Here is a 22,197-nt window from a genome sequence, read left to right as displayed (position 1 = left end):
GCCGGAGTGGTTGGTTGCTGTCTGGTAATATTGGTTATCTGAATTCCAGCTGCAGGGATGTGTCCTGATTTATAGTGTTTTGCAGGGAACGATAAAGTCGACGTGATAGTGTTCATCATGACGTACCCAGGAGCGTTTTTTTGAAAAAAGGATATTTTGACGCAGATAGTCGCCATATTGGGTATCAAAAAGTGGTTTCTGTAGTTTGGGATCGAAAATGACCCGCCAGACTTTATGTCCCCTTTCTTTAGCGGCTCGGTCCAGCATCACAATGTGAGCGGCCAGGGCGTCGTAGTCGATGCTGAGGTCTTCATAATGGCCTTTGGAATCCAGTTCTATGTTGTAGCCCAGCTTATTGAATGGATGGGTTGGCAGATGAACTGAAGTCCCTTCTGAGTCTCGCATTGGCGTCATAAAGTCGACTGACAGGCCGTTGCGGTGGGTTTTATGGGGAGAGAATTTACCACCGTCCTCAAAACCTGTTTCGGCATACTTGTAGACTTTGTCGGGCTGCTCGCTTTCTAACTTCCGATAAGCGTTCAACAAAATGGCATGCACCTCCGAATGCACATAGGTGCGTCCGGCAAACCGGGCAAGCCTGCTGTAGCTTTCAAAGTTATTACCGCTGGCGGGCAGTTCAAGTCCGTTTTCCAGTCGCCCATTGGCGGTGGTACCAAAGCAGGTAGAACTTTTATTCTCAGCCTGACTAAGCATTGGTGAGGTGAGTAAAAGCAGGCTCAGGAGTGCTGTTGTGCTCGGCTTCCTTGTCATGGCGTAGTCCTTAATGTTGTCGGAATTCAGATCGATTCCTGTACCTGAAGCTAAAACGGCAGCGGGAATCAGAGACTCCCGCTGCCGTTAAATCTTGATTGTATCGCCCTTCGCTCTGATCAGTCTTTACCCAGACCTTTACCGGCAAACTTACTGGCGATCAGCTCAATCGCGTAACCATCGGGGTCACGGACAAAGGCAATCTCGGTCGTGCCGCCTTTTACCGGACCTGGCTCACGGGTGATGGTGCCACCAGCCGCTCGGATTTTATCGCAGGCGCTGTAAACATCATCTACTTCGATTGCCAGATGGCCAAAGCCGTTGCCTAGATCATACTCTGTGGTGCCCCAGTTATAGGTCAGCTCGATCACCGTGGTGTCGGACTCATCGCCGTACCCCAGAAAAGCCAGGGTGTATTGATACTCTTCATTCTCAGACTGACGCAGCAGCTGCATACCCATCACATTAGTGTAAAACTCGATGGATTTTTGCAGGTCGCCAACCCGCAACATGGTGTGTAGTAAACGCATAATTTCTCCGCTAATCGGTCAGGTTCAAACAGTCGCCAAAATCGTATCCTGTGACATAACTGATGTTATGGCGTAATAAGTGAAGAGAGTGGGGGTGAAGTCCTCTGATTACAACGTAGCCTGCAGATGGTAATTAATCAGCTGGCTTTTAATCCGCCTGCGATTAATGGGCGTTATTTGTACTCCCGCTTCTCAATGTTAGGGATGAGGACTGTGTGTTTCTGAAAGAGCCCCTTTTCTGCATCTTCATGGCAGGCGTTACAGCGGCTGGCGCTGCCGACATCCGGGTTGTCGGTAATAAAGCGGGCTTTCTTTTTCAGCACCTTGTCGTGCTTCAGCCGCCAGAAATTCAGCTCGGTAATACGGATGGGGGCCGGGTTCTGTAAGCGCTTGGTGAAGTCTTTAAACTTGCCTGCCCGTTGGCTGTCGCTGGCGTGGTTTTGCAGATAGCTGAGGATTTCGGCCTGATGATTATCTGGTGTCGCGGCTTCACCAAAGTGATCATTCAGATTAGCAAACAGCTTCTGCCAGCTGGCTTTAGGCAGTACCTGAGGCGGGTAGGCGATATGACAGGCACCACACTCAAACCGGTAATTCTCGTTCACGGGAAGCTCAGCCTGATAACCACGGTCTTCATCGCTAGCATCACCCAGCGACCACCAGGCCGCCTGTGCCGAAACGGCAAACGTCAGGAGGATCAGGCAAAAGAGCGTGCGCAGAAGGGTTGCTTTGCCAGATAGGGGTAAAGGCGTCATAAGAGTTCCTGTTGAGCTGAATGAAAGAGGGTCAGGCCGGAATAAATACAGTCCCGGCTTCAGTTGCCAAACGGCGAATCGGATGTTGATAGAGGCGCTCAAGTTTCTCTTCGGTCAGCAGTTCCGCTTTATCGCCCATCTCAGGCCCGCTACCGTTTGCGTCAGATGGGAAAAGAAGGATCAGTTTGTCACAGAAGCGCTGTGCCAGATTCAGGTCATGCAAACTCATCAACAGTGTCCCTGAGTTGGCTTTCACTGAACGGATCAGTTGTTCCAGCAAACTGACCTGATGATGCAGATCCAGATGGTTGGCCGGTTCGTCCAATAGCCAAACTTTGGGTTGCTGCACCATAAGTGTGGCGATCTTGAGTCGCTGGCGTTCACCACCGGAGAGCTGGTCGATATTACGCTGGCAGTAATCGCTCAGGCCGACTTGTTCCAATGCGATCATTGCGATTGCTTCATCTTCTGAGCTTTCCCAGCTGAACAGTCCCATATGAGGATGTCGTCCCTGCAACGCGGTTTCAAGTACCGTCGCCGGAAAGGCTGTGCTGTCGTCCTGAAGCAAAAAACCGAGCTGTTGGGCCCGTTCACGATTTTTCAGCTGTTGCAGCGGGTTGCCCTGCAGTAGAACCTCGCCCTGATCTGCTTCCCGCAATCCGGCCAACGTATGCAGCAAGGTCGTTTTACCGGCTCCGTTGCCTCCCAGTATGCCCCAGATCTCGCCGGGTTGAAGCTCCAGCTGCCAGTTTTGACACAGGGTTTTGCCGCCAATACTGACGGTCAGATCGTGGCAGGCTAACAAGGTTTTTGGCTTGCTGCTGGGTATCATATCGTCCCCCGGTTACTTTTTTGCAGTACCCAGAGGAAAACCGGAACACCGATAAAAGCAGTAATCACACCCACCGGTAGTTGCTGCGGGGCGATCAGGGTGCGGGCGAGGGTATCAGCTAATAGCAGCAGGCAGGCACCTGATAACGCGGTTGCGGGTAACAGCAGCCGATGGTCAGAACCCAGGCTCAGACGCAGAATATGGGGCACCACTAACCCCAGAAAACCGACACTCCCTGCCTGCGTTACCGCCGAAGCGGTCAGTACCGATGCCAGCAGGTAGAGGGTGATCTGCAGGGGGTAAACCGCAACCCCCAGCGCTTTCGCCTGCAGTTCGCCGCGCAGCATCATATTCAGCGGGCGGGCCAGCAGGGCGCTGATACCCAAACTCAGCACCAGAAAAAGCCCGTGCCAGCCGGGCAGGCTGGCGCGACTCAGATCGCCCATCAGCCAGAACAGCATGCCGCGCAGCTGATTGTCTTCGCCGATGGAGAGCATAAAACTGATCACCGCTCCCCAACCGGCAGCGGTAACAACACCGGTTAACAATAATCGGGACGGTGACCAGACCCCACTGGCATGGGACAGACCAAATACCAACAGCAGGTTTGTCAGTGCTCCAACAAAAGCACTGCCGGAAACCCAGAAACTGCCCAGCCCCGCCATAATGCTTAAAAGAGCTCCCACAGCGGCACCACCTGAAACCCCCAGTACATAAGGATCGGCCAGTGGGTTTCTCAGCAGCACCTGCATCAGACAACCGGCCAAAGCCAGTTCGGCACCAACGACCAGAGCGGAAAGCGCCCGTGGTAAGCGCAGTTCAGTGATCACTGTTGCAGATAATCTATTGTCGGGCTCGGGAATCAGACCCAGCTGAAACTGAACCAGTTGCCAGAGATCTTCGATCGTAACGTTGATACTGCCAGTCAGTAGTGCCAGGACAAGGCTTAGCCCACAGGCGAAGGCGATCCCTCCCAGCCAGAAGCCAACTTTAAGCTTCTGTTGCTGACTGTAGCTACGGGAAGGAGCACAACCGTTTGTGGTCACTGTACCGAACCTTCCTGACCTGAGGTCATCTTCAGCATCCGGGTCTGGTCCAGTTGTTGACACAGACGCTCAGCGCCCAGCAGCACACGCACGGTCTGACGCTGGATATGGCCGGGAGGAATAAAGTGCAGCTGGTCATTTTTGACGGCACTGATGGCGGGCCATTTAAGCCACTCATCAAGCCACTCCGGACGTTCAACCCCCATGCCGCTGGCAACAATGGCATCCGGGTTGGCTTGGAGTACCGCTTCCACATCGATACGTGGGGCAATCGTGTCCAGATCCGCAAAGACATTGCGGCCACCGCAGGCTTCGATGACCTGGTTGATCAGGTTTTGTTTGTTGATGGTGATCAGCGGCTGATTCCAGACCTGATAAAAAACGCTCACAGAGGCTTTGTTCTGATATTGGTTTTTGAGCTGGTTCAGCGTATTGCGAAAGCGGGTTGCTTCCCGGGTTGCGGTATCATCGGTGCCGGCAAGCTTGCCAAAACGTTCCAGAGTCTCCGGAATCTGCTCCAGAAAACGGGTTTCGGTGATATATACCGGAATGCCCAGCTGGCGCAGTTTCTCCAGTGCCTGTGGCTGATTACCGCTTTGCCAGCCGATGACCAGATCCGGCTGTAACGCCAAAATACGTTCGACATCCAATTGGGTGTAACCGCCCACGCGTGGTAATGCTTTGGCCGCTTCCGGATAGTCGCTGTACTGAACCACTGCGACAACTTTGTCACCGGCTCCCGCACTGAACAGTAATTCGGTGATACTTGGTGCCAGGCTAACAATACGATTGGCAGGCTCTGGTAGTGTCAGAGCGGTGTGCTGGTCATCCGTCACCGTTATTTCCGCTTTAGCCGGTAAGGAAAGAAACAGGCCGCTGATAATCAGCCCTATTAGAAATACCTGAAACGGCGTACTTTCCCGGCGGGTGTTCCATTTGACCGGGGCGTTTCTGTTTTGCTGAAGGGCCTGTAGCGTGGTGTGGCTCGGGTTCACAAAAAATCCATTCTTTAGTCTGTGTCGGGGGGAGGCAAGTTTATCAAGTTAGCTGTCAGACTGCTGCACAAAAAGCGCATCTTCGGCGCTGAAACAGAACGGCTGATCGGTCTTTGGGGTACGCAGGTGTCCCGGAAAGACGGTTAACGGTGATGAAAAGAGAGGGCTGGCAGAGGAAAGGGCTGGAAGTAAATAAAGGACATAAAAAAAACGGCCCGCAGGCCGTTTTTTATGCACAAAACTAAAACTTACTTAGCTTTTTTCAGAGCTTTTTTCAGTTTTTTAACTTTGCCTTCGTGCTTCTCGATCTTAGCTTCGCGTGCTTTGATCTCTTTTTTAACGTCTTTCTTAGCTACCTTAGCCATGGTATTGCTCCTTTCAGATTGAGTGCGGTGAGAAACTCACCGACTTTGAAAAAACGCCTGCTGATCAGTGGGGTTTCCATCAAATCAGAGCGATTGGTTTGCAGAACAACGGATAATCAACCAGACGACTGACTATCGCTTGTCTGATGTTCTGCCAGAAAACTGCGTATAAAACGACGGACTTCCCTGGCGGCACTGGTGTCCAGCTCATCGCACAGAGAGACAAATTCATCTCTTTCTTCCTGATTAATACGGATAATCAGCTGACTGTTTTTTTTCTTCTTTTTGTCCAGCGGCATAGCAAAGCCCTGCCTGTTTCAGTATTGAATATCGTTGTGATATGCAATGTATATACAACGACGATACGTTTCAGGTCGGGCAAGGTCAAATGACAGTTTTATGACATATCGGGTTTGCTCTGGTCTTTTGCGTTACCGCAGATAAACCACAGGAGGGTTACAATCGGTAACCGCTCAGCGCAAGATCGAGGCCAGCAGCAGGGTTGTGGCGCAGGCAATAAGCCCAGCCCGCTAGGTGAAAGGGGTGGGCTATTGGGATCAGATTTCAGTTTTTTCTTTAAACTCACACAGATCTTCGATCAGGCAGGAGCCGCAACGGGGCTTGCGGGCCACACAGGTGTAACGGCCGTGGAGGATCAGCCAGTGGTGAATATCCAGCTTGAACTCCTTCGGCACATGGCGCAGTAGCTTCTGCTCCACCTCATCAACATTTTTACCCTTGGCGATACCGGTACGGTTCGACACCCGGAAGATATGAGTATCCACGGCGATGGTGGGCTGACCAAACGCAGTATTCAGCACCACATTCGCGGTTTTACGGCCCACGCCGGGCAGGGCTTCAAGGTCCTTACGGTTTTGCGGGACTTCGCCATTATGTTTATCCAACAGAATCCGGCAGGTCTTGATGGTGTTCTCGGCTTTACTGTTAAACAGACCGATGGTTTTGATGTACTCCTTGAGACCATCAACACCCAGGTCATAAATCGCCTGAGGGGTGTTGGCCACCGGGTAAAGCTTGTCGGTTGCCTTGTTAACGCCAACATCGGTTGCCTGGGCTGATAGCAGCACTGCAATCAGGAGTTCGAACGGGCTCGAATAGTTCAGCTCTGTCGTCGGGTGAGGGTTGTTATCCCGCAGGCGGGAGAAAATTTCATAGCGTTTTGCAGCATTCATAGCAGTTGGTATTCCGGATGCTCGTCGTTTGTATTGCTTGTATCGTGTTCATGATGATTGGCATAGAGGCGGATTGCCTATACACCTCGTTGACCGGCAGTGGTGATAGCATCGGTATTATTTCAGCCCCGCTGGGGATTGCCAAGTTAAGGGCTGCTTTGGTCTGTTGGGTTAGCATGGGCAAAGGATGATTAAATGTTATGTTGTAACGTTTCTTGTTTTCTATTATAACTCTCAACCCTCGTAGCATTGCTGGCCCTGTGGGGGCCTAATGACCCGGTTAAAAACAGCGTTTTAACATCGGGCTTTAATCGCAGTATCAATAACTCACTGTCAATCAGGGCCTGAATTTTATACCCTCGCGTTCTCGCAGGCTGATGGCCTTCAAAGGATGAACTATGAAACCTGTTGCTCTTAAAAAACGATTCCCTTTCAGCGCCAAGCGGGTGCTGCCCCTGAATGCGGCCTTACCTATTTTATCGTTGCTGTGGCTGGCTGCTCCTGTTAATGCTGCTGATCTGAGTGCGCACGAGCATGGTGTTGCCCATCTTGCTCTGGCACAGGATGGCAAAGAGATCTCGGTGAGCTTTACCGCAGCAGCAGATAGTGTAATCGGATATGAACACGCACCAACGAATGATAAAGAGCTTGAAGCGCTGCATCATGCCGAGGAGGTGCTCTATCATCCGGAAAAATGGCTGACACTGCCGATTAGTTGTGAGATGGAAGAACGAGAGGTGTCATTGCCCTTCCTGTCGCCTGATGGACATAAAGAGCGCCATCATGCGGATGATCATGATGAACACGATCATGACGAAAATGAGCACGCGGCCCACGACCATGACGAGCACGATCATGACGAAAATGAGCATGCGGCTCACGACCATGACGAACACGATCATGACGAAAATGAACACGCAGCCCACGACCATGATGAGCACGATCATGAGGGACATGACCATGAAGATGGCCACGTGGATGTAGAAGCCAGTTATACCTTCCATTGCGATAGTGAGCAGGCATCACCACTGGAGCTGAAACTCTTCAGCCAGCTGCCGTATCTGGAACTGCTACGTATTGAGGCGGTCTCTGAGCGTACTGTTGTCGTAACCGAGCGTGAAGGAGATGGAAACCTTGAGTGGTAAGGTGTTAAACGAAAAGGCCATTATCGATCTGCAGCACATTAGCTTTGCCTGGCCCGGACAGGGTCAGGCCGCTCTTGAAATTGACGCTTTCCGGCTGAATGCCGGAGAGCGTCTCTTCGTTTATGGCCCCAGTGGTTGCGGTAAAAGTACGCTGTTATCCTTGTTGGCAGGTGTTGTGGTGCCGCAAACAGGTCATATCGCGATTGCTGGTCAGCAAATTGAAGGCTTGAGTGCCGCCAAACGGGATCATTTCCGGGCGGATAATATCGGATTGGTGTTTCAACAGTTTAATCTGCTGCCCTACCTGAATGTGCTGGATAACGTCACCCTGGCCTGTGATTTTTCCCGCCAGCGTGCCGCAAATCTGAAACAGGCTAAGGTTAGTGCGTTAGATGAGGCCAAGCGGCTGTTGAGCCGTTTGCTGCTGCCGGAATCGCTCTGGACGCAATCGGTGATGAACCTGAGTATTGGTCAGCAGCAGCGAGTAGCTGTCGCCCGTGCTCTTATCGGTGCTCCGGATCTGATTATTGCTGATGAGCCGACCTCGGCACTGGACCGTGAAAGCCGGGATCAGTTTTTGCAGCTTCTGATGGCCGAAACCGAGCAAAGTGGTAGTTCGCTGGTGTTTGTCAGTCACGATGACGGCCTTAAAGCTCACTTTGACCAGCATCTGCATCTGCCCAGCCTGAACCGCGCTTTATCCGCTGGAGACACTTATTCGCAGGAGGCAAACCGATGAAGCTTAATCTGCCAACGCTGCTGCGACTCTCTTTCAAAAGCCTGTTGAATCGTCGCCTGACGGTTTTTCTTTCGGTGCTGACCATCGCCTTCAGCGTTGCTTTGTTGCTGACCGTTGAGCGGGTGCGAACCGAGGCCCGTACCAGTTTTAATCAGACCATCTCAGGTACCGACCTGATTGTTGGCGCGCCCAGTGGTGATATTCAGCTGCTGCTCTATTCTGTTTTTCAACTGGGCAACGCCAGTGCCAATATGAGTTGGGAAGCTGCAGAAGAGATCGCCGCCATGCCGGAAGTCGCCTGGACACTGCCGCTGGCGCTGGGGGATTCCCATAAAGGCTATCGGGTGATGGGGACTGATGCCGCTTACTTTGATCTCTATAAATACGGTCGCAAGCAGGCTCTGAGTTTTGACAGTGGCAAACCCTTTAGTGAGCTTTATGAGGCGGTTATCGGAGCAGAAGTCGCCCAAAAGCTTGGCTATAAGGTCGGTGAGAAGATAGTAATCGCTCACGGCATGGGGCGGCATAGCTTTAAAGAACACGATGATAAGCCCTTTACACTGGTGGGCGTGCTGGAGCGAACCGGAACGCCGGTGGACCGTTCGGTGCTGGTCAGTCTGCAAAGTATTGAAGCGATTCATGTCGGCTGGGGCAAACCGGCGCTGAGTGATATTCGTGCCCGCTTTGCTGAGAAACAGGGGCAGCAGGCCGAGCTGGATGCCGGACAGTTGCAGCCGGAAGCGATTACCGCGCTCCTGGTTGGGGTGAAAAAGAAAACCCAGCTGTTTAAGTTGCAGCGGCGGATCAATGACGGTGGTCAGGGCCTGAACATGGTGGGTGAGCCTTTACAGGCGGTGATGCCTGCCGTTGCCTTACAGCAGCTGTGGAAGTTGGTCGGCGTGGCTGAAAATGCGTTGCTGGTGGTCGCTGGTTTTGTGGTGATCAGTGGTCTTGTTGGTCTGATGTCGGTCATTCTGACAGGGCTGAATGAACGTCGCCGTGAGATCGCTATTTTACGGGCGATTGGCGCCAGACCGATGCAGGTGATGTTACTGCTGGTGGCTGAAGCCTTTATTCTGACCCTGTTAGGCTTGCTGCTGGGCGCAGGGCTTTTCTATTTGTTGTTGTTGGTTGCGGCTCCCTGGGTGTATGAGATATGGGGAATCTGGTTACCGGTAGCCGGTTTTAGTTTGACCGAGCTGCAACTTCTTAGCATCATCGCTTTTGCTGGCTTACTGGTCGGACTATGGCCGGGAATGCGGGCGTATCGCATCTCGCTGGCGGAAGGGCTGTCCGTGCGTCTATGATGGCGTTTTACGTGGCTCAACATTTATCTGATTTATTGTTCTGGAAAAGGATACAGGCGTGGGGAAACGGCTCTCTAAACCTATTAAGTGGTTAATGCTCACTATCGCATTTGGTATGACCCTGTCGATAGCTCAGGCAGCGGATAAGCCCGAAGGCTTTGATCAGTTATCACCTCTGGTGCAATCCCGCTGGAATGATGAAGACCGCCTGCTGGATCTGAGCTGGGAAGATCTGATCCCGGAAGGCTTTCGGGCGGATGCGATTCTGGATCAGTACGATCCCGAGAAGATCGCCATGCTGACCGATGATGACCCTCTGATTATCGAGATCATGGAGAAGCTGCAGAAGGCGTACCAGTCTGCTCCTGTACTGGGCAAATTGGACGGTTTGCCCGTGCGTTTGGGCGGGTATATCGCGCCACTGGAAACTACACCGGAAGGTGTGACCGAGTTTCTGCTGGTGCCTTATTTCGGTGCCTGTATTCATACACCGCCACCCCCCTCCAATCAGATTATCTATGTGAAGACTCAGATCCCGATTGCGGAATCTTTGTTGGAAGATGCGATCTGGGTAAGTGGTCGCTTATCGGTCGATTCCGAAGATACTGAATTGGCTGTTGCCGGTTACACGCTCTATTCCGAGCATATCGTGCCTATTGAATATTGATGTTATATCTGACTGTAAGAGTGGGAATTGGCAATCTGTCGTTTTAGCTTTTATAGTCAGAAAACATCAATAGAAACAGGGTAGACCTATGCTGTGGCAACCAGTTATTGAATTTTGGTTTAACGAACTGAGTCCAAAACAGTGGTGGGTTAAAGACGATGCACTGGATCAGACAATCCGGGAGCGTTTTGAATCCACCCTGATTGAGGCCAAGCTGCGACGACTGGCGGAGTGGCGTTTTCAGCCCCGAGGCAGACTGGCCGAGGTTATTGTACTGGAGCAGTTCTCCCGTAATATCTATCGGGATACCCCCCAGGCTTTTGCGGCTGACGACTTTGCTCTGCAGCTGACTCTGGCAGCGATTGAAGTCGGTGATGATCGTTCGCTGACTCAACAGGAGCGCTTATTTCTCTACATGCCATTGATGCACAGTGAAGATCCGGAAATGCATGAGATCGCCATTGAGGTATTCAGCGCTCTGGGGCTTGAGGAAAATCTGGAATATGAACGCCGGCACAAAGCGATCATCGACCGCTTTGGTCGCTATCCCCACCGAAATAAAATTCTGGGACGGGATTCCACACCCGAAGAGCTGGAATTTTTACAGCAGCCCGGCTCTTCCTTCTGATGTTTTCTGCCGTTAAAAATTAATAAGCCAATCGGTCGGCTGCCCAATTTGATCTGGCACTGTATTCCTAACAAACCTGTAAAAACAGATACATACGGGAACTTCTTTCGGGAATACATTTCTCTGCTGATCTGCGATAGTAAGCTGTATCTACAGGATGAAACTTTTCAAAGCTGGGAGCGGAATATGTTGCAGTTAGTGGATCGATTTAACCGGATGTTTGACAACCCAGATTTTGGTCTCTTGCTACTTCGGGTCGCTTTTGCGGGAATGATGCTGTTCCATGGGGTGCACAAACTAATGGCCGGTGTGGGCGGTATCGAAGGTATGTTGCAGGCACAGGGATTGCCGGCCTTTATTGCTTATGGGGTTTATGTGGGCGAAGTGATTGCGCCGGTACTGATGATTTTAGGGGTTCTGACCCGACCATCGGCACTGATTTTCTCGTTCACTATGATCGTTGCCTGGCTGATGACAGGTCCGGGCAATATCACAGCCCTGAACCCTAAAACAGGTGCCTGGGCGGTCGAGCATATTATGGTGTTCTTCTTTGCCGGTATCGCGATTCTTTACACCGGAGCAGGTCGTTATGCTTTAGGTGGCCAGCGCTGGAGTTAACATCAGGTTACTCAGAACATGTATCAACAAAGAACCGGCCCTGGCCGGTTTTTTGTTTTGTGGCAGAGATTATTTTTAGATCACTCTGGCTACTCACTGCGATCCGGGTAATGAATAATATTGTGAAAGCGAGCAGTACTGTCACTTAGGTTACGATAACCGTGGGGTCTGTCTGCTGAGAACCGAATGCTCATTCCTTTCTCCAAACTACGCCATCGGCCTTCAACCAGAACCTCCATCATCCCTTCAATAACCAGAACAAACTCGGTGACCCCGGTTTCATGGGGCTCGGATTCCCGCTCATAGCCGGGAAGCAGGCTGAGCTCAAAAATCTCAAATCCCATTCGCGGATCAAAGGGAAACAGGGGGGCGACCAGCATCAGGTCCTGTGCTGGTTGGTGACGAATCTTATCGGCGGAGCGTATCTGAGGTTTTCCGGACGATAGCGGAGCACTGCTCTGGTCCGGGTTCTTATCACCGTCGGCTTCTATAAAGGTGGACAGAGAGCAACGAAAACCACCGGCAATTTTCCAGAGCGTGGCAACTGTCGGACTGGATTCTCCGCGCTCAATCTGCCCCAGCATCGCTTTACTGACACCTGTTTCGGCGGCGGCTTTGTCGAGGCTCCAGCCCCGTTGTTTGCGTTCCGCTTTTAGGGTATCTGCCAGATGCCGGTTAATTTCCTGCATTACTTAGGTTTCCTTAATGGAGTGATCCTTGATTCGAAGGTGCATTATATAAAAAATACTTGTGCGTTATAGCGCTCGTAGTGTTATTTTATCTGTGCGCTATAGCGCACATTATTTAACACAGTATTTATAGAGCAGCATTTGTAGACAGGATCCATTATGAAAGCAGTGGCGACAGAAAGAGGCGGGCTGGCTGGCTTCTTCAGCCTTTCCTATATCTCAGCAGGTTTTGTAGCTGTTCTGGTGGGGTATACCAGTTCAGCCGTGATTATTTTTCAGGCGGCAGAAGCGGCAGGAGCAACGGGCGCTCAGATCAGCTCTTGGCTCTGGGCGCTGGGGATCGGCATGGGAATTACCAGTGCCGGGCTTTCTCTCTGGTTTAAAACCCCCATCCTAACCGCGTGGTCGACACCGGGGGCGGCGTTGCTGGTGACCTCGCTGCCGGGTTTCAGTATCGAGCAGGCGATAGGTATCTTCCTGTTTAGCTCATCACTGATCCTTATTTGCGGACTGACCGGATTTTTTGATCGTCTGATGAAGCAGGTGCCGCAATCTCTGGCCGGGGCGATGCTGGCGGGAGTGTTGCTGCAGTTTGGTCTGAACGCGTTTCGTTCTCTGGAAAGCGATCTGCTGTTAGTGGGCCTGATGGTGCTGGCCTATATCCTGATCAAACACCTGCTGCCACGTTATGTGATTCCTGCGGTACTGCTGGTGGGTATGGTGGTTGCTGCCCTACAGGGGCAACTGACCTTCAGTAATATCGAATGGCAATTAGCCGAGCCGGTGCTGATGCTGCCTGAAGTCAGCCTGCAGGGGATGCTGGGTGTGGGGATTCCACTGTTTATCGTCACCATGGCTTCCCAGAATATGCCGGGGGTTGCTGTGCTTCGGGGGAATGGCTTTCAGACGCCGGTTTCACCCTTAATGACTTCAACCGGACTGGCTGGGGTATTACTGGCCCCCTTTGGTGGCTTCTCCTTCAATCTGGCAGCGATTACAGCGGCGATCTGTATGGGCAAAGAAGCGGGGCCGAACCCGGATAAGCGCTATCAGGCGTCGGTCTGGGCCGGGTTGTTCTATCTGATGACGGGTATTTTTGGTGCCAGCGTGGCGGCTGTTTTTGCGGCCTTCCCCCAGGGATTGATTATGGCGATTGCCGGTTTAGCCTTGCTGGGAACCATAGGTAACAGTCTGGCAGCGGCTTTGGCGGATCCTGTTGAGCGTGAAGCTGCCCTGCTGACTTTTCTGGTGACCGCTTCCGGTGTTGTCCTTGGTGGATTAGGCAGTGCCTTCTGGGGGCTGGTTGCAGGGTTGATGGTTTATCATCTGGCCCGAAGAAAGTAGCGCTTTACCCTGCAGTCCACTGATGATGGGCTGCAGGGTGAAGCTGGTTCCATTCAGTCGAGTTAGTAGCTGACTCCCAGACTCATATGCCAGCTTTCATCGGAATCACTTTTCACATACACCGGTGTGATCAGAAAATTGTGCAGATCAGCGGTTGCCCCCAGTACGATGACATCCTGATAGTCATGCACGGAACGGTCTTTTTCAGGATCGGTAAAAGCATCGGCGAAGATATTCCACAGCGATCGGCTGGAGATCGACTGACTGCTGTAAAAGTAATGTGCGAAAGGCGTCAGCGTTTGCCCCTGTGCTAACTGAATCTGGTGGCGAATACCCACTAACGGGCCAACGGAATAAGCGGTGGCTACTTTGTTGTCATCGTCGTTAAAAAAGATGCGATAGGGCAGGCCGTTCACGCTCAGGCTGACTCCCAGGTTTGCCTGAGTATTGCTGCTTAATGCCACTTCATAGCTGGCGCTGAGGTAACTATCCAGTTGCCACTTATAATCCTCGCTGTTTTCGGTGATGGAAAATCCGTAGTTAAAAACCACGCCATTACCGGATTGCTCAAGGTCGTTGGCTGAGCGTTTATTCAGTGAGATCCCCCCATAGTTGAGGTTATCGTAGCGGTGGAAGACTCCCTTAAAGTTGCTCTGTTCCCCGCTACCTGACATTCCAGCCCCCAGCTGATGCTGAAAATGGTTAAAGGCAAAGGGCGTGCTGGTATCCGGGCCTGTGGCCTGAACGGGCAATGAAACCAGCGCTGCACAAGAAAATAGTGTTGCGGTGGTCAGTAAAAACGGTTGCTTGATTCGTTGCATTATCTGATCTGTCTGGGGATGTCGTGAAGATTCGCTATTGCCGTTATTGTTCAGCAATGATGAGCATTTATCAAACGATTAAATTCAGCTGTAATGGGTTAGTCTATGGACGTTTCATCGAGTATCGTCATGGGTGCCAAGCTTTTCTCTGCCCCTTTTATCACCGCTTTAGTCAGTAGCTTGAGGCTTTCTGATTTCAGGTTCCATACATGCCAGTAGAGCGGTACATCGATGGTTTGCCCCGGTGCCAGTTCTGTCACAGTAGCGTTCTCCGGGTTGCTCAGGTCCATGTAGGGTTGGCTCTGCTGATCCGGCACCATGCCCCAGCCAAGTCCTAAACGAATCAGATGAAAGTAGGGGCCTGTGGCCGGAATGCGGTGCTTCGGATAAATTGCTCCACTCAAGCCGATATGGCGCAGAAAGTGATTCTGCAGCTCATCCTTATGATTAAACTCCACCACAGGTGCTTCAGCCACGGCTGACTCGGTGACACCCTCGGGAAAATAGCGGGCGATATAACCCGGTGTTGCCAGTGCCCGATAGCGCATCACTCCTAAGGGAAAGCAATCACAACCCTGCATCGCCTGCGACGAGGCACTGACACAGCCCAGTACTTCACCGGTTTTCAGCAGATGATGGGTCTGCTCCTGATCGTCGATCTTAATATCCAGCCCCCAGGGGTGCCGATCCACTAAGGGTGCCAGCGCCTCAGGAAACCAGGTATCCAGACTGTCGGCGTTAACCGCCACCGGCATACGGCTGAAGCCCTGTTCCGTGGCCTGATCCAGACTCAGGCTCAGCTCACCCTCCAGTAACGACAACTGATGGTAAAACTTCAGCACTCGCTGACCCGTCGCTGTCGGCACCAGAGGCGTGCTACGGATAATCACCGCCTGTCCCAGTTTCTCCTCCAGCTGCCGAATCCGCTGGGAGATGGCGGATTGTGTCACATGCAGGCGTTTAGCGGCTTTCTCGAAGCTTTGCTCCTCAATCACCGCATGCAAAGCGCTGAGTTGTTTCGGGTCCAGTGACAGGCTCATGGTGCTATTCCTTACGAGTCTAAGCAGGCTGTAGTTAGCATGATTAGATATTTTAATGGTTAATTAAAATCATTAGTTTTACTTAATTTGAGCGCAGGGGCAAGATGCACTCCATTGATACGGTCGTTGTCAGTAGAACCTTTGCCGGGGCAGGTGCTCCGGTGTCGATGTTTTCTTTTGGAGTGCGTGATGAGTGCGGCAGCAAGTCTTTATTTATGGGCCCTGATTAAAGGGCTGGGAACCAGCGCAGGTCTGATTATGGCCATTGGTGCGCAGAACGCTTTTGTTTTGTCTCAGGGTCTGAAACGACAGTACCACTGGCCGATAGCCGGTGTGTGCAGCTTTTTTGATGCGGTGCTGATTACCTTGGGTGTTGCCGGTATGGGCGCTCTGATCAGCCAGAATGAGTTATGGCTTAGCGTTGCCCGCTGGGGCGGGGCAGCCTTCCTGTTCTGGTACGGGTTTGGTGCGCTGCGCTCAGCATTGAAAGATCAGAGCCTGGAGGCGGATCGCAAAGGCGCAACCAGCCTGAAAAAGGCGCTGCTGACGACGCTCGCGGTTACCCTGCTGAATCCCCATGCCTACTTGGATACCGTGGTGCTTATCGGCAGCATCGGCGGCCAGTATCCGGAAGGTGAGCGCTTCTGGTTTGGCTTCGGTGCAATCAGTTTCTCCTTTATCTGGTTCTTCGGGATCAGCCTTGGCGCGCGTTGGCTCGCGCCTCTGTTCCAGAAACCGATCGCATGGCGGGTATTAGATGCAGCCGTCTGCCTGATGATGTGGTCGATTGCAGTGAGTTTGGTGCTATCTGCACTGTAACAAGAGGCTGTTCATCTTGTGGCTAAGGGTTATTGGATGGAGGAACGGCATTTAGGGCTGTTTCAGCCGCTGATACTTATCCAGGCAACTGTTCATTGCCTCACGGTAGGTCTCACCTTGGGCACTAAGCATCCGGCTATCGCTTAGGCGTAGTTCTGCCAGCCAATAGGTGATGCCATAAGCACTATGAATAAGCCGAACTTTCATAACTTACATCCCTGTATGAATTTCACGCTGTCGGCCAAGAATGATGACCTAACAATGATTTGTAATCTGCGCGTAAGGTTAATGTAATCGATGTTGATTTTTGGTGATCCAAATCAAAAAATAATGCTGGTTATTAAAGCTTAAGGCTGATGTTGGGCTAAAGACTGTAAGTTTATGTACCGAGCACTAAGAAACGCTTTGGTAAGGAGGACTGCAATCGAAAAAGCCCCTGAACTCTTAGTTTAGGGGCTTAATGTAGACTGGGGGTTAATGTAGGCACTGGGCTTAGGGATTAGCACATCCTGTTTTGTTTACCCTCAAGATGCCGGAAGAACTGGTTTATCCTCTTTGCTGCTGTCGCCTGCGATATCCCGCCAGTTGGTATGTCGCAGTTGGCGTACATCATAATGCCAGAGCTGTATAAAGAGTTTATATCCGGCAAAGATAAACAGCAGCGGCAACAAAACCGACTTAAAGATAAACAGCACAGTCAGTTCCAGTGCGGTATCAGCAGCGGTTTCCAGTTTATCCCTGGCAGACTTAATAAAATCGACGCCCAGAGAGCGCATCATGGCGAGTGTGTCTTTCCCGAAGTTTTCGATGGCATCCTCCAGATCAGAAATCTGTTCACTTAACAGGCCGATCTGCTCGCTGACTTCTTCCTGTTGGTCCTGTAGTTGATCCCTGGCTTGTTCGTGCTCATCCTGCTGGGTTTGCAGCTGCTTCAGCTGATCCAGTCGCTTCTGTGCTGCACTATCGTCGGAGCTACCGGTAAGACGTTCGGTAAAGCTAAGTTGTTCTTTTAGTTCTGTAATTTGGGGCTCAAAACTATCGATACTTTGGTTTTCAGCATCGATCTGGTCTTTAATATTTAACAGCTTTGTCTGTTGTTCACCCAGCTGTTCGCTGACATTTTTCAGCTCAGCATTGAGCTTGCGTCTTTCTTCCTGTTCCTCCGCGCTAATCTGCCCTGTGGGGTCAACCTCTCCAGGTGTACCTTCGATACTGGCAATCTTTTCGGTAGTGGTATTGGCTATAAATGCGCTATCTAAAGCTGAGGTCAGACCAAACACCAGAAGGAAGAAAAAGCGAGCAAATAGCAGGGTGACAAAGCTCTTATAAACCAAGTCATAGTGCTGATAAAACTCACGATATTTGTGGCGAAAGAGGTGAAAAACCAGAAAAATCGCACCAAATACCGTCAGCAGCAGCTTAAAAAAAGTACTGGAACTGATGGTGATCAGCAGCTTCTGTAGCATCAGTGAGCCGATGGCATATTCCATGATCTCAGCAAACTGATCGATCAGCTCCTTTGCGGGGGCCAGAATCTTACCGATATCAAAAGACGCTGAACCAAACAGGGTAATATCCGTGGATTCCAGCACACCGATCACACCGTTTAAGCCTTTTGCTGTCGCAAAAGCCGCAAGACTTTGCAGCAGGCTGCTGTCGATAAAGTCGACGGTTCTTTGATCAAAAAAGCTTAACCATGAAAAAGCGATCAGAAACACCACAAGCAGATTAACGGGGTTAATTACAGAGTTACCCGTAGCAAACAGCGATTGTTTCGGGGGTAAAAAAACGGATTTGTTATCCGGCGTAGTTACATCCTGTAGTGCGGCCTAAAGGGAAATGGCAACTATACCAGATAATCCTGTAGCTAGAGTTAGAGCCCGCTCAGACTTGTTACAGGGGCTGCACTCTAGTCGATACAGCGGGCAGGGCACAGTTAAAGTAAGTTATGGCTCAGGACTGCCTGAGCCATTGAGGTCTTTGGCTATTGCTGGCTTGTAGCCGCTGTTTGCTGCTCGTAGTGTTCGAGGGCTTTGCCCAGCACATTTTCGGCTAGCAGACTGATGGCTAATATGGCGGCGTAGCTGATCCACTGGCTACTCTCTAGGGGAAAGGTATCTGGGAGGGCTGTATTTTCCAATTCATAATAGACGATAAAATGCGCCCCAAGCATGGTGAAGCTGGTGAGCGAAGCCACTGACGCAAGACTGACTAGCATACGTAGCAGTGGCACACTTAAGAGCAGAAAATGTGCAAACATGACTATCAGCAGTGCTGTTACTAAGAACGGAAATGCGCTGTCGCTGATACCGAATAAGCCACCCCAGCCAAGTGCGAGAACACCCCCGAAGATACGTTGGGTACTGAGAAATATCTGGTTCAACCCAGACTGAGCAGAGATTATTGCCATAGCCTTAATTCCTTAAATCAGAAAAGTAATGAGTTCGGACAGAAAGCCCTTAAAACGGGGCTTGAGAGTGAACGTATCCTACTTCGCTGATCCGTCAACTGGGTGGCAGGTGCTTATGGCAGGGCAGATTTTAGAGAGTTTGGTGATAGCGGCGGTGTAAATGAAAACGCCCTTAAGGCTAACCTTAAGGGCGCTTGGCTGTGAGTAGGAGGGAGGAATCTAGCCCTGAACGGCAGCTTTATGCTGAGCCACTCGGTCTTTGATGACCTTTTGATAAGAGACGGTTAATTGTTTCTTTTTCTGCCTTAGCGCATCGATTTCGGATCTCGTTAAGCGTTCTAAAGCCGACGAGATAAGAGGCTTCGTTGGCTGTGAAGGCTAAGATGTGGATGCCGAAGAGTTTTTGGATTGAGTCATTGTAGCGATCCTCCAGTAAACGAAGATGTTTTTTGGGAGCCAGTAATTCTTTTGATCGGCCTGCATTAACCAGCACGATTGTACCTAATACAGTGCCGCCGTTCAGCTGAATGTAGTTGGCTAACTCCGCCTGTGTCCCACCCATGTTGGTTACGTCATCCACCAGAACGTAGTTCTGTTCTGGCCGGACTTGCTACGACAAATATCGGGGCTTTTTTGTCTAATACTATTTTTCTATGTTTGAATAGTTGGTTAAATGGTAAAAGTATGCCATTGAATCAAAATAGGGAAGTATCGATGAGTAGTATGGTAAAGAGAAAGACAACAATGTTGCTACACCAAATAGAGGAGTCTCTCGGTAACTTTGTTTTAAATAATGGTGATATTTCATCTCTTAATCTTGACTCGCTAGAAAATATTCATAAAAGAGAGGTTGATAGAGGTAGGGTTTTTAATAAAAAATCAATTAAAGATGTTGTTGAGGCTACGTATCTTGATGAGCTGTTTGGTTTTGCACTAGATATAGCTCAGGATAGTAGTCTTATTGACTCCATTAACTATTTTTACTCTCTTTTTCATCATTTAGATATATATGAAATTAGAAATGCAATTTCTCATCCTAATAGACCCTTTTGGGATTGCTATTGGTATAGGGTTGCAACTATTGCTAGTGATCCAGTTAACGAAATTCTTGGCCTCAGTGATGTGAAAAAAGTTCTGGAGCTAGCAGAACAAGGCACAGTGATTGACCCTCCAGAGGAATGGGTTTCTAAAGTAATTTGGCAAATTCCTAACAATCTACCTGATCAATTCGATCATGGTTTGACAGGCCTAATTGGTCGTTCAAAGGAAATACAAGAACTTAAGAAATATATATCTAACCCCCGTGTTAATACTGTTGCATTGGTTGCTCCTGGTGGTGCTGGTAAAACAGCACTAGCACTAGACCTACTTAATACTGTTGTGTCTACACCAAGTTATTCTGCTATGTTGGACTCAGTGGTTTTTGTAACAATGAAGACTGAAAAACTAACGGCAGAAGGTGTTGTTTCACTTGATTCAATTGAAACGATGGAGGAGTTAAAATTAAATATTGTTTCCTCTATTAATGATGTTTACGACGAAGGCTATACTGATTTTGATCAGCTAGTTGAATCAAAGTGTAATGACAAAATATTATTGTGTATAGATAATCTTGAAACTCTATTGAGAGAGAAGCAGGAATCTTTTGAAGAGCTGAATCACCAGCTACCTCCGAGTTGGAAGGTTCTCTTAACAAGCCGTATTGCTGTATCGAATTCAACAATACTTAGTTTAGATGCACTAAAAGAAAAATCTGCTATACACTTGGCAAGAACTTATTTGTCAAAGAGAGCAGGGCCTTCACTTGATGACGCAACGTTCAAACAGTTGACGAAATCATGTTTTTACAACCCCCTAGCTATCCGGCTTACAATCGATTTGATTGTCACAGGCAATGATCTGCCAAGCTCAATTAATGTTGCTAACAAAGAGATTGCTGAATTCTCATACAATAATTTGATTGATGTTTTGACTCCTAGCGCGGTTGAAATTCTTGAAACAATTTTTGTTGAAGATAATTCTTCTAGGTTGTCGTTGTGTGAACTGCTAGATAAGTCTATAGATGAGGTGTCAGCGGCAATAGGAGAGCTATCTAAAACAAGTCTTATCTTAAGAACATCTTCGGAAGAAGGTGAATCTTATTCTTTAAGTGATTCGGTCCGAGATCTTTTGATTGTTTCACCAAGAAATCTTAAAGCCAGAAGTAAAGTTCAAGACTATATTCATAAAAGAAGGAATTTGTCGAATGAAATTGACATTCGACAGAATGCAAAGGAATTGCAGGTTTGGCACTCTAACTATATACCCAGCGAGACAAATCAAAGTTTAAAAATACTGTTGACAGAGGTTAATAGTAGTATTAAGAAGGCTGAAAAGAATACGGATATAGCTGTTTCTTTGTTCAGAAGGTTGAAGGATTCTATGTTTATTTATGAGAATAACGCATTGTTTCATCGTGCCTTTGCAAGGGTTCTTTCAGTGTTGAAAGATTATAACTCAGCTGAAGATCATTATAATCTCGCAATTAAAAACTCCCCGGATGATCCTGCTTCATATTATCTTTTGGCAAGGCTGTATCATAATGTTAAAAAATTTGAAGACTCTTATCTGACTTATGAGAAGTTGATTGATAAGGGATGGGCAAGGCCTGAAAAAGAAATAATTGCATTTGGACGGTCAATTTATAGTGGTTATTTTCTTGCTTTATTATTTTCTGGTCAATACGAGCTAGTCTTAGAAAAAACAAAAAAATGGAAAGATTCTGGTCCTTACAGGGCCGTTCTTGGGACATATCGTGCGAGTGCTTGGAAGAGGAAAATGGAGGGGCTTGTCGATGATAGTCCATCAGAGACGGTTGATGCATTAATTAGATCATCAAGAATACTAGCTGATGTCTTTCAGAACGATGGTTATCTTCGAGTGGCGAATGTTCAGGCTTTAAAGTTACTTGGAGAGGTCGAGTTTTGTTTTTCACGTCCAATTTATCGTCAGGAATTCCCTGAGGAAGCTCTTGAATTGCTTCAGTTTGCTTACAAACATATTTTCGAAATTCTTCAGATTGATCAAAAGCGTGTTGCAGACAGCTTGATAAAAGAGTTGTCGGCTATTGAAATTGAAGGCAATCCGTTTACAGGTGCATCAGTAGGAAGTGTATACGACGTAGTTGATGACAGAGATACAGAACTATCAGGCTTGGTAAAAGTTAGAATATCTAATCGACCAAAAGACAAGGCTAGCTTTCTCTTCGCAAGAAATATGTCAGGAGCAGACTATTTTTTACACTATAGCAATTTCAAAGATGGCAATTGGAGAGACTGGTGTCAACTCGAAATTGGACAAAGCTTGTTAATAGTACCAGAAGAAGGCATGTCAACTAATGGTAAGTCTGTTCGTGCAAGTGAAATCTATTTAGATTCTAACTAGCGGGAGTTCAAGGGGGAGTATCCCCCTTGAACTTTATTAGCCTAAATACAACCCACGCAA

24 protein-coding genes are annotated in these 22,197 nt (G+C 49.4%); 9 read left to right on the top strand and 15 right to left on the bottom strand.

The genetic code is table 11. The features are described 5' to 3' along the window. Positions 1-69 precede the first annotated feature (69 nt). The 8 genes from AC4GL5_RS14085 to nth form a co-directional block, all read right to left on the bottom strand. The gene (locus AC4GL5_RS14085) at positions 70-771 is read right to left on the bottom strand and encodes a penicillin-insensitive murein endopeptidase (RefSeq protein WP_490383429.1); all 702 of its coding nucleotides are present in this window, start codon (positions 769-771) and stop codon (positions 70-72) included. A gap of 119 nt (positions 772-890) precedes the next feature. Beyond that, positions 891-1,301: a lactoylglutathione lyase gene (gene gloA / locus AC4GL5_RS14080; protein WP_490383428.1), complete on the bottom strand. Its 411-nt coding sequence runs from the start codon at positions 1,299-1,301 to the stop codon at positions 891-893. A 173-nt stretch (positions 1,302-1,474) separates the two neighbouring features. Then, on the bottom strand, positions 1,475-2,056 hold the full coding sequence (locus AC4GL5_RS14075) for a hypothetical protein (protein WP_490383427.1): 582 nt from the start codon (positions 2,054-2,056) through the stop codon (positions 1,475-1,477). Between the two features lie 31 nt (positions 2,057-2,087). Continuing rightward, on the bottom strand, positions 2,088-2,888 hold the full coding sequence (locus AC4GL5_RS14070; protein WP_490383426.1) for an ABC transporter ATP-binding protein: 801 nt from the start codon (positions 2,886-2,888) through the stop codon (positions 2,088-2,090). Next, the gene (locus AC4GL5_RS14065; RefSeq protein WP_490383425.1) at positions 2,885-3,934 is read right to left on the bottom strand and encodes a FecCD family ABC transporter permease; all 1,050 of its coding nucleotides are present in this window, start codon (positions 3,932-3,934) and stop codon (positions 2,885-2,887) included. The genes AC4GL5_RS14070 and AC4GL5_RS14065 overlap by 4 nt, the downstream gene beginning before the upstream one ends. Further along, on the bottom strand, positions 3,931-4,929 hold the full coding sequence (locus AC4GL5_RS14060) for a cobalamin-binding protein (protein WP_490383424.1): 999 nt from the start codon (positions 4,927-4,929) through the stop codon (positions 3,931-3,933). The genes AC4GL5_RS14065 and AC4GL5_RS14060 overlap by 4 nt, the downstream gene beginning before the upstream one ends. A gap of 481 nt (positions 4,930-5,410) precedes the next feature. Then, positions 5,411-5,593: a hypothetical protein gene (locus AC4GL5_RS14055; protein ID WP_490383423.1), complete on the bottom strand. Its 183-nt coding sequence runs from the start codon at positions 5,591-5,593 to the stop codon at positions 5,411-5,413. Between the two features lie 258 nt (positions 5,594-5,851). Beyond that, entirely contained in the window at positions 5,852-6,487 is a 636-nt protein-coding gene (gene nth / locus AC4GL5_RS14050; protein ID WP_490383422.1) for an endonuclease III, read from the bottom strand. A gap of 398 nt (positions 6,488-6,885) precedes the next feature. Here nth and AC4GL5_RS14045 point away from each other — a divergent pair, with 398 nt between their 5' ends. The 6 genes from AC4GL5_RS14045 to AC4GL5_RS14020 all read left to right on the top strand — a co-directional run bounded on the left by AC4GL5_RS14045 (position 6,886) and on the right by AC4GL5_RS14020 (position 11,591). Further along, positions 6,886-7,632 carry a ZrgA family zinc uptake protein gene (locus tag AC4GL5_RS14045; RefSeq protein ID WP_490383421.1) on the top strand — a complete coding sequence of 249 codons (747 nt, stop codon included), beginning with the start codon at positions 6,886-6,888 and terminating at the stop codon, positions 7,630-7,632. After that, positions 7,613-8,371: an ABC transporter ATP-binding protein gene (locus tag AC4GL5_RS14040; RefSeq protein WP_490383420.1), complete on the top strand. Its 759-nt coding sequence runs from the start codon at positions 7,613-7,615 to the stop codon at positions 8,369-8,371. Before AC4GL5_RS14045 ends, AC4GL5_RS14040 begins: the two co-directional genes overlap by 20 nt. After that, a complete protein-coding gene (locus AC4GL5_RS14035) occupies positions 8,368-9,678 on the top strand; it encodes an ABC transporter permease (RefSeq protein WP_490383419.1) in 1,311 nt (436 codons plus the stop codon). The genes AC4GL5_RS14040 and AC4GL5_RS14035 overlap by 4 nt, the downstream gene beginning before the upstream one ends. A gap of 94 nt (positions 9,679-9,772) precedes the next feature. After that, positions 9,773-10,345, top strand: a complete 573-nt coding sequence (locus AC4GL5_RS14030) for a DUF3299 domain-containing protein (RefSeq protein WP_490383418.1) — start codon at positions 9,773-9,775, stop codon at positions 10,343-10,345. Between the two features lie 88 nt (positions 10,346-10,433). After that, complete coding sequence (locus AC4GL5_RS14025) at positions 10,434-10,973, top strand: DUF924 family protein (RefSeq protein ID WP_490383417.1); 540 nt, start codon at positions 10,434-10,436, stop codon at positions 10,971-10,973. Between the two features lie 186 nt (positions 10,974-11,159). Beyond that, a complete protein-coding gene (locus AC4GL5_RS14020) occupies positions 11,160-11,591 on the top strand; it encodes a DoxX family protein (RefSeq protein WP_490383416.1) in 432 nt (143 codons plus the stop codon). 89 nt (positions 11,592-11,680) lie between these two features. On the opposite strand, the gene AC4GL5_RS14015 is transcribed toward AC4GL5_RS14020, so the two are convergent. After that, positions 11,681-12,280, bottom strand: coding sequence for a helix-turn-helix domain-containing protein (locus AC4GL5_RS14015; RefSeq protein ID WP_490383415.1), 600 nt, complete (start codon positions 12,278-12,280; stop codon positions 11,681-11,683). Between the two features lie 159 nt (positions 12,281-12,439). Here AC4GL5_RS14015 and AC4GL5_RS14010 point away from each other — a divergent pair, with 159 nt between their 5' ends. Beyond that, positions 12,440-13,624, top strand: a complete 1,185-nt coding sequence (locus AC4GL5_RS14010; protein ID WP_490383414.1) for a benzoate/H(+) symporter BenE family transporter — start codon at positions 12,440-12,442, stop codon at positions 13,622-13,624. Positions 13,625-13,686: 62 nt separating this feature from the next. On the opposite strand, the gene AC4GL5_RS14005 is transcribed toward AC4GL5_RS14010, so the two are convergent. Next, complete coding sequence (locus AC4GL5_RS14005; protein ID WP_490383413.1) at positions 13,687-14,445, bottom strand: hypothetical protein; 759 nt, start codon at positions 14,443-14,445, stop codon at positions 13,687-13,689. 98 nt (positions 14,446-14,543) lie between these two features. Further along, positions 14,544-15,485: a LysR family transcriptional regulator ArgP gene (locus AC4GL5_RS14000; RefSeq protein ID WP_490383412.1), complete on the bottom strand. Its 942-nt coding sequence runs from the start codon at positions 15,483-15,485 to the stop codon at positions 14,544-14,546. Positions 15,486-15,674: 189 nt separating this feature from the next. Between AC4GL5_RS14000 and AC4GL5_RS13995 the strand changes: the two genes are divergently transcribed. Continuing rightward, positions 15,675-16,304, top strand: coding sequence for a LysE/ArgO family amino acid transporter (locus tag AC4GL5_RS13995; protein WP_490383411.1), 630 nt, complete (start codon positions 15,675-15,677; stop codon positions 16,302-16,304). A gap of 51 nt (positions 16,305-16,355) precedes the next feature. Here the strand turns inward: AC4GL5_RS13995 and AC4GL5_RS13990 are convergent, their stop codons facing one another. The 4 genes from AC4GL5_RS13990 to AC4GL5_RS13975 form a co-directional block, all read right to left on the bottom strand. Beyond that, positions 16,356-16,511 carry a hypothetical protein gene (locus AC4GL5_RS13990; RefSeq protein WP_490383410.1) on the bottom strand — a complete coding sequence of 52 codons (156 nt, stop codon included), beginning with the start codon at positions 16,509-16,511 and terminating at the stop codon, positions 16,356-16,358. Between the two features lie 317 nt (positions 16,512-16,828). Then, on the bottom strand, positions 16,829-18,022 hold the full coding sequence (locus tag AC4GL5_RS13985; protein WP_490383409.1) for a coiled-coil domain-containing protein: 1,194 nt from the start codon (positions 18,020-18,022) through the stop codon (positions 16,829-16,831). A 266-nt stretch (positions 18,023-18,288) separates the two neighbouring features. After that, positions 18,289-18,714, bottom strand: coding sequence for a hypothetical protein (locus AC4GL5_RS13980; RefSeq protein WP_490383408.1), 426 nt, complete (start codon positions 18,712-18,714; stop codon positions 18,289-18,291). Between the two features lie 238 nt (positions 18,715-18,952). Then, positions 18,953-19,294 carry a hypothetical protein gene (locus AC4GL5_RS13975; protein WP_490383407.1) on the bottom strand — a complete coding sequence of 114 codons (342 nt, stop codon included), beginning with the start codon at positions 19,292-19,294 and terminating at the stop codon, positions 18,953-18,955. 134 nt (positions 19,295-19,428) lie between these two features. Here AC4GL5_RS13975 and AC4GL5_RS13970 point away from each other — a divergent pair, with 134 nt between their 5' ends. Further along, positions 19,429-22,137, top strand: coding sequence for a hypothetical protein (locus tag AC4GL5_RS13970; RefSeq protein ID WP_490383406.1), 2,709 nt, complete (start codon positions 19,429-19,431; stop codon positions 22,135-22,137). The last annotated feature ends 60 nt before the right edge of the window (positions 22,138-22,197 follow it).

It is taken from the genome of Oceanospirillum sp. (genome assembly GCF_982874595.1).
This window is presented reverse-complemented; position numbering and strand designations above follow the sequence as displayed.

Excerpts from the sequence above, each read along its gene's own strand:
- AC4GL5_RS14010 (WP_490383414.1), top strand. The coding sequence starts at position 12,440 with ATGAAAGCAGTGGCGACAGAAAGAGGCGGGCTGGCTGGCTTCTTCAGC.
- AC4GL5_RS14015 (WP_490383415.1), bottom strand. The coding sequence starts at position 12,280 with ATGCAGGAAATTAACCGGCATCTGGCAGATACCCTAAAAGCGGAACGC.
- AC4GL5_RS14025 (WP_490383417.1), top strand. The coding sequence starts at position 10,434 with ATGCTGTGGCAACCAGTTATTGAATTTTGGTTTAACGAACTGAGTCCA.
- AC4GL5_RS14075 (WP_490383427.1), bottom strand. The coding sequence starts at position 2,056 with ATGACGCCTTTACCCCTATCTGGCAAAGCAACCCTTCTGCGCACGCTC.
- AC4GL5_RS14000 (WP_490383412.1), bottom strand. The coding sequence starts at position 15,485 with ATGAGCCTGTCACTGGACCCGAAACAACTCAGCGCTTTGCATGCGGTG.
- AC4GL5_RS13995 (WP_490383411.1), top strand. The coding sequence starts at position 15,675 with ATGAGTGCGGCAGCAAGTCTTTATTTATGGGCCCTGATTAAAGGGCTG.
- AC4GL5_RS14005 (WP_490383413.1), bottom strand. The coding sequence starts at position 14,445 with ATGCAACGAATCAAGCAACCGTTTTTACTGACCACCGCAACACTATTT.
- AC4GL5_RS14040 (WP_490383420.1), top strand. The coding sequence starts at position 7,613 with ATGGAAACCTTGAGTGGTAAGGTGTTAAACGAAAAGGCCATTATCGAT.
- AC4GL5_RS14085 (WP_490383429.1), bottom strand. The coding sequence starts at position 771 with ATGACAAGGAAGCCGAGCACAACAGCACTCCTGAGCCTGCTTTTACTC.
- AC4GL5_RS14030 (WP_490383418.1), top strand. The coding sequence starts at position 9,773 with ATGCTCACTATCGCATTTGGTATGACCCTGTCGATAGCTCAGGCAGCG.
- AC4GL5_RS14055 (WP_490383423.1), bottom strand. The coding sequence starts at position 5,593 with ATGCCGCTGGACAAAAAGAAGAAAAAAAACAGTCAGCTGATTATCCGT.
- AC4GL5_RS14020 (WP_490383416.1), top strand. The coding sequence starts at position 11,160 with ATGTTGCAGTTAGTGGATCGATTTAACCGGATGTTTGACAACCCAGAT.
- AC4GL5_RS14070 (WP_490383426.1), bottom strand. The coding sequence starts at position 2,888 with ATGATACCCAGCAGCAAGCCAAAAACCTTGTTAGCCTGCCACGATCTG.
- nth (WP_490383422.1), bottom strand. The coding sequence starts at position 6,487 with ATGAATGCTGCAAAACGCTATGAAATTTTCTCCCGCCTGCGGGATAAC.
- AC4GL5_RS14035 (WP_490383419.1), top strand. The coding sequence starts at position 8,368 with ATGAAGCTTAATCTGCCAACGCTGCTGCGACTCTCTTTCAAAAGCCTG.
- AC4GL5_RS14045 (WP_490383421.1), top strand. The coding sequence starts at position 6,886 with ATGAAACCTGTTGCTCTTAAAAAACGATTCCCTTTCAGCGCCAAGCGG.
- AC4GL5_RS13990 (WP_490383410.1), bottom strand. The coding sequence starts at position 16,511 with ATGAAAGTTCGGCTTATTCATAGTGCTTATGGCATCACCTATTGGCTG.
- AC4GL5_RS13970 (WP_490383406.1), top strand. The coding sequence starts at position 19,429 with ATGAGTAGTATGGTAAAGAGAAAGACAACAATGTTGCTACACCAAATA.
- gloA (WP_490383428.1), bottom strand. The coding sequence starts at position 1,301 with ATGCGTTTACTACACACCATGTTGCGGGTTGGCGACCTGCAAAAATCC.
- AC4GL5_RS13980 (WP_490383408.1), bottom strand. The coding sequence starts at position 18,714 with ATGGCAATAATCTCTGCTCAGTCTGGGTTGAACCAGATATTTCTCAGT.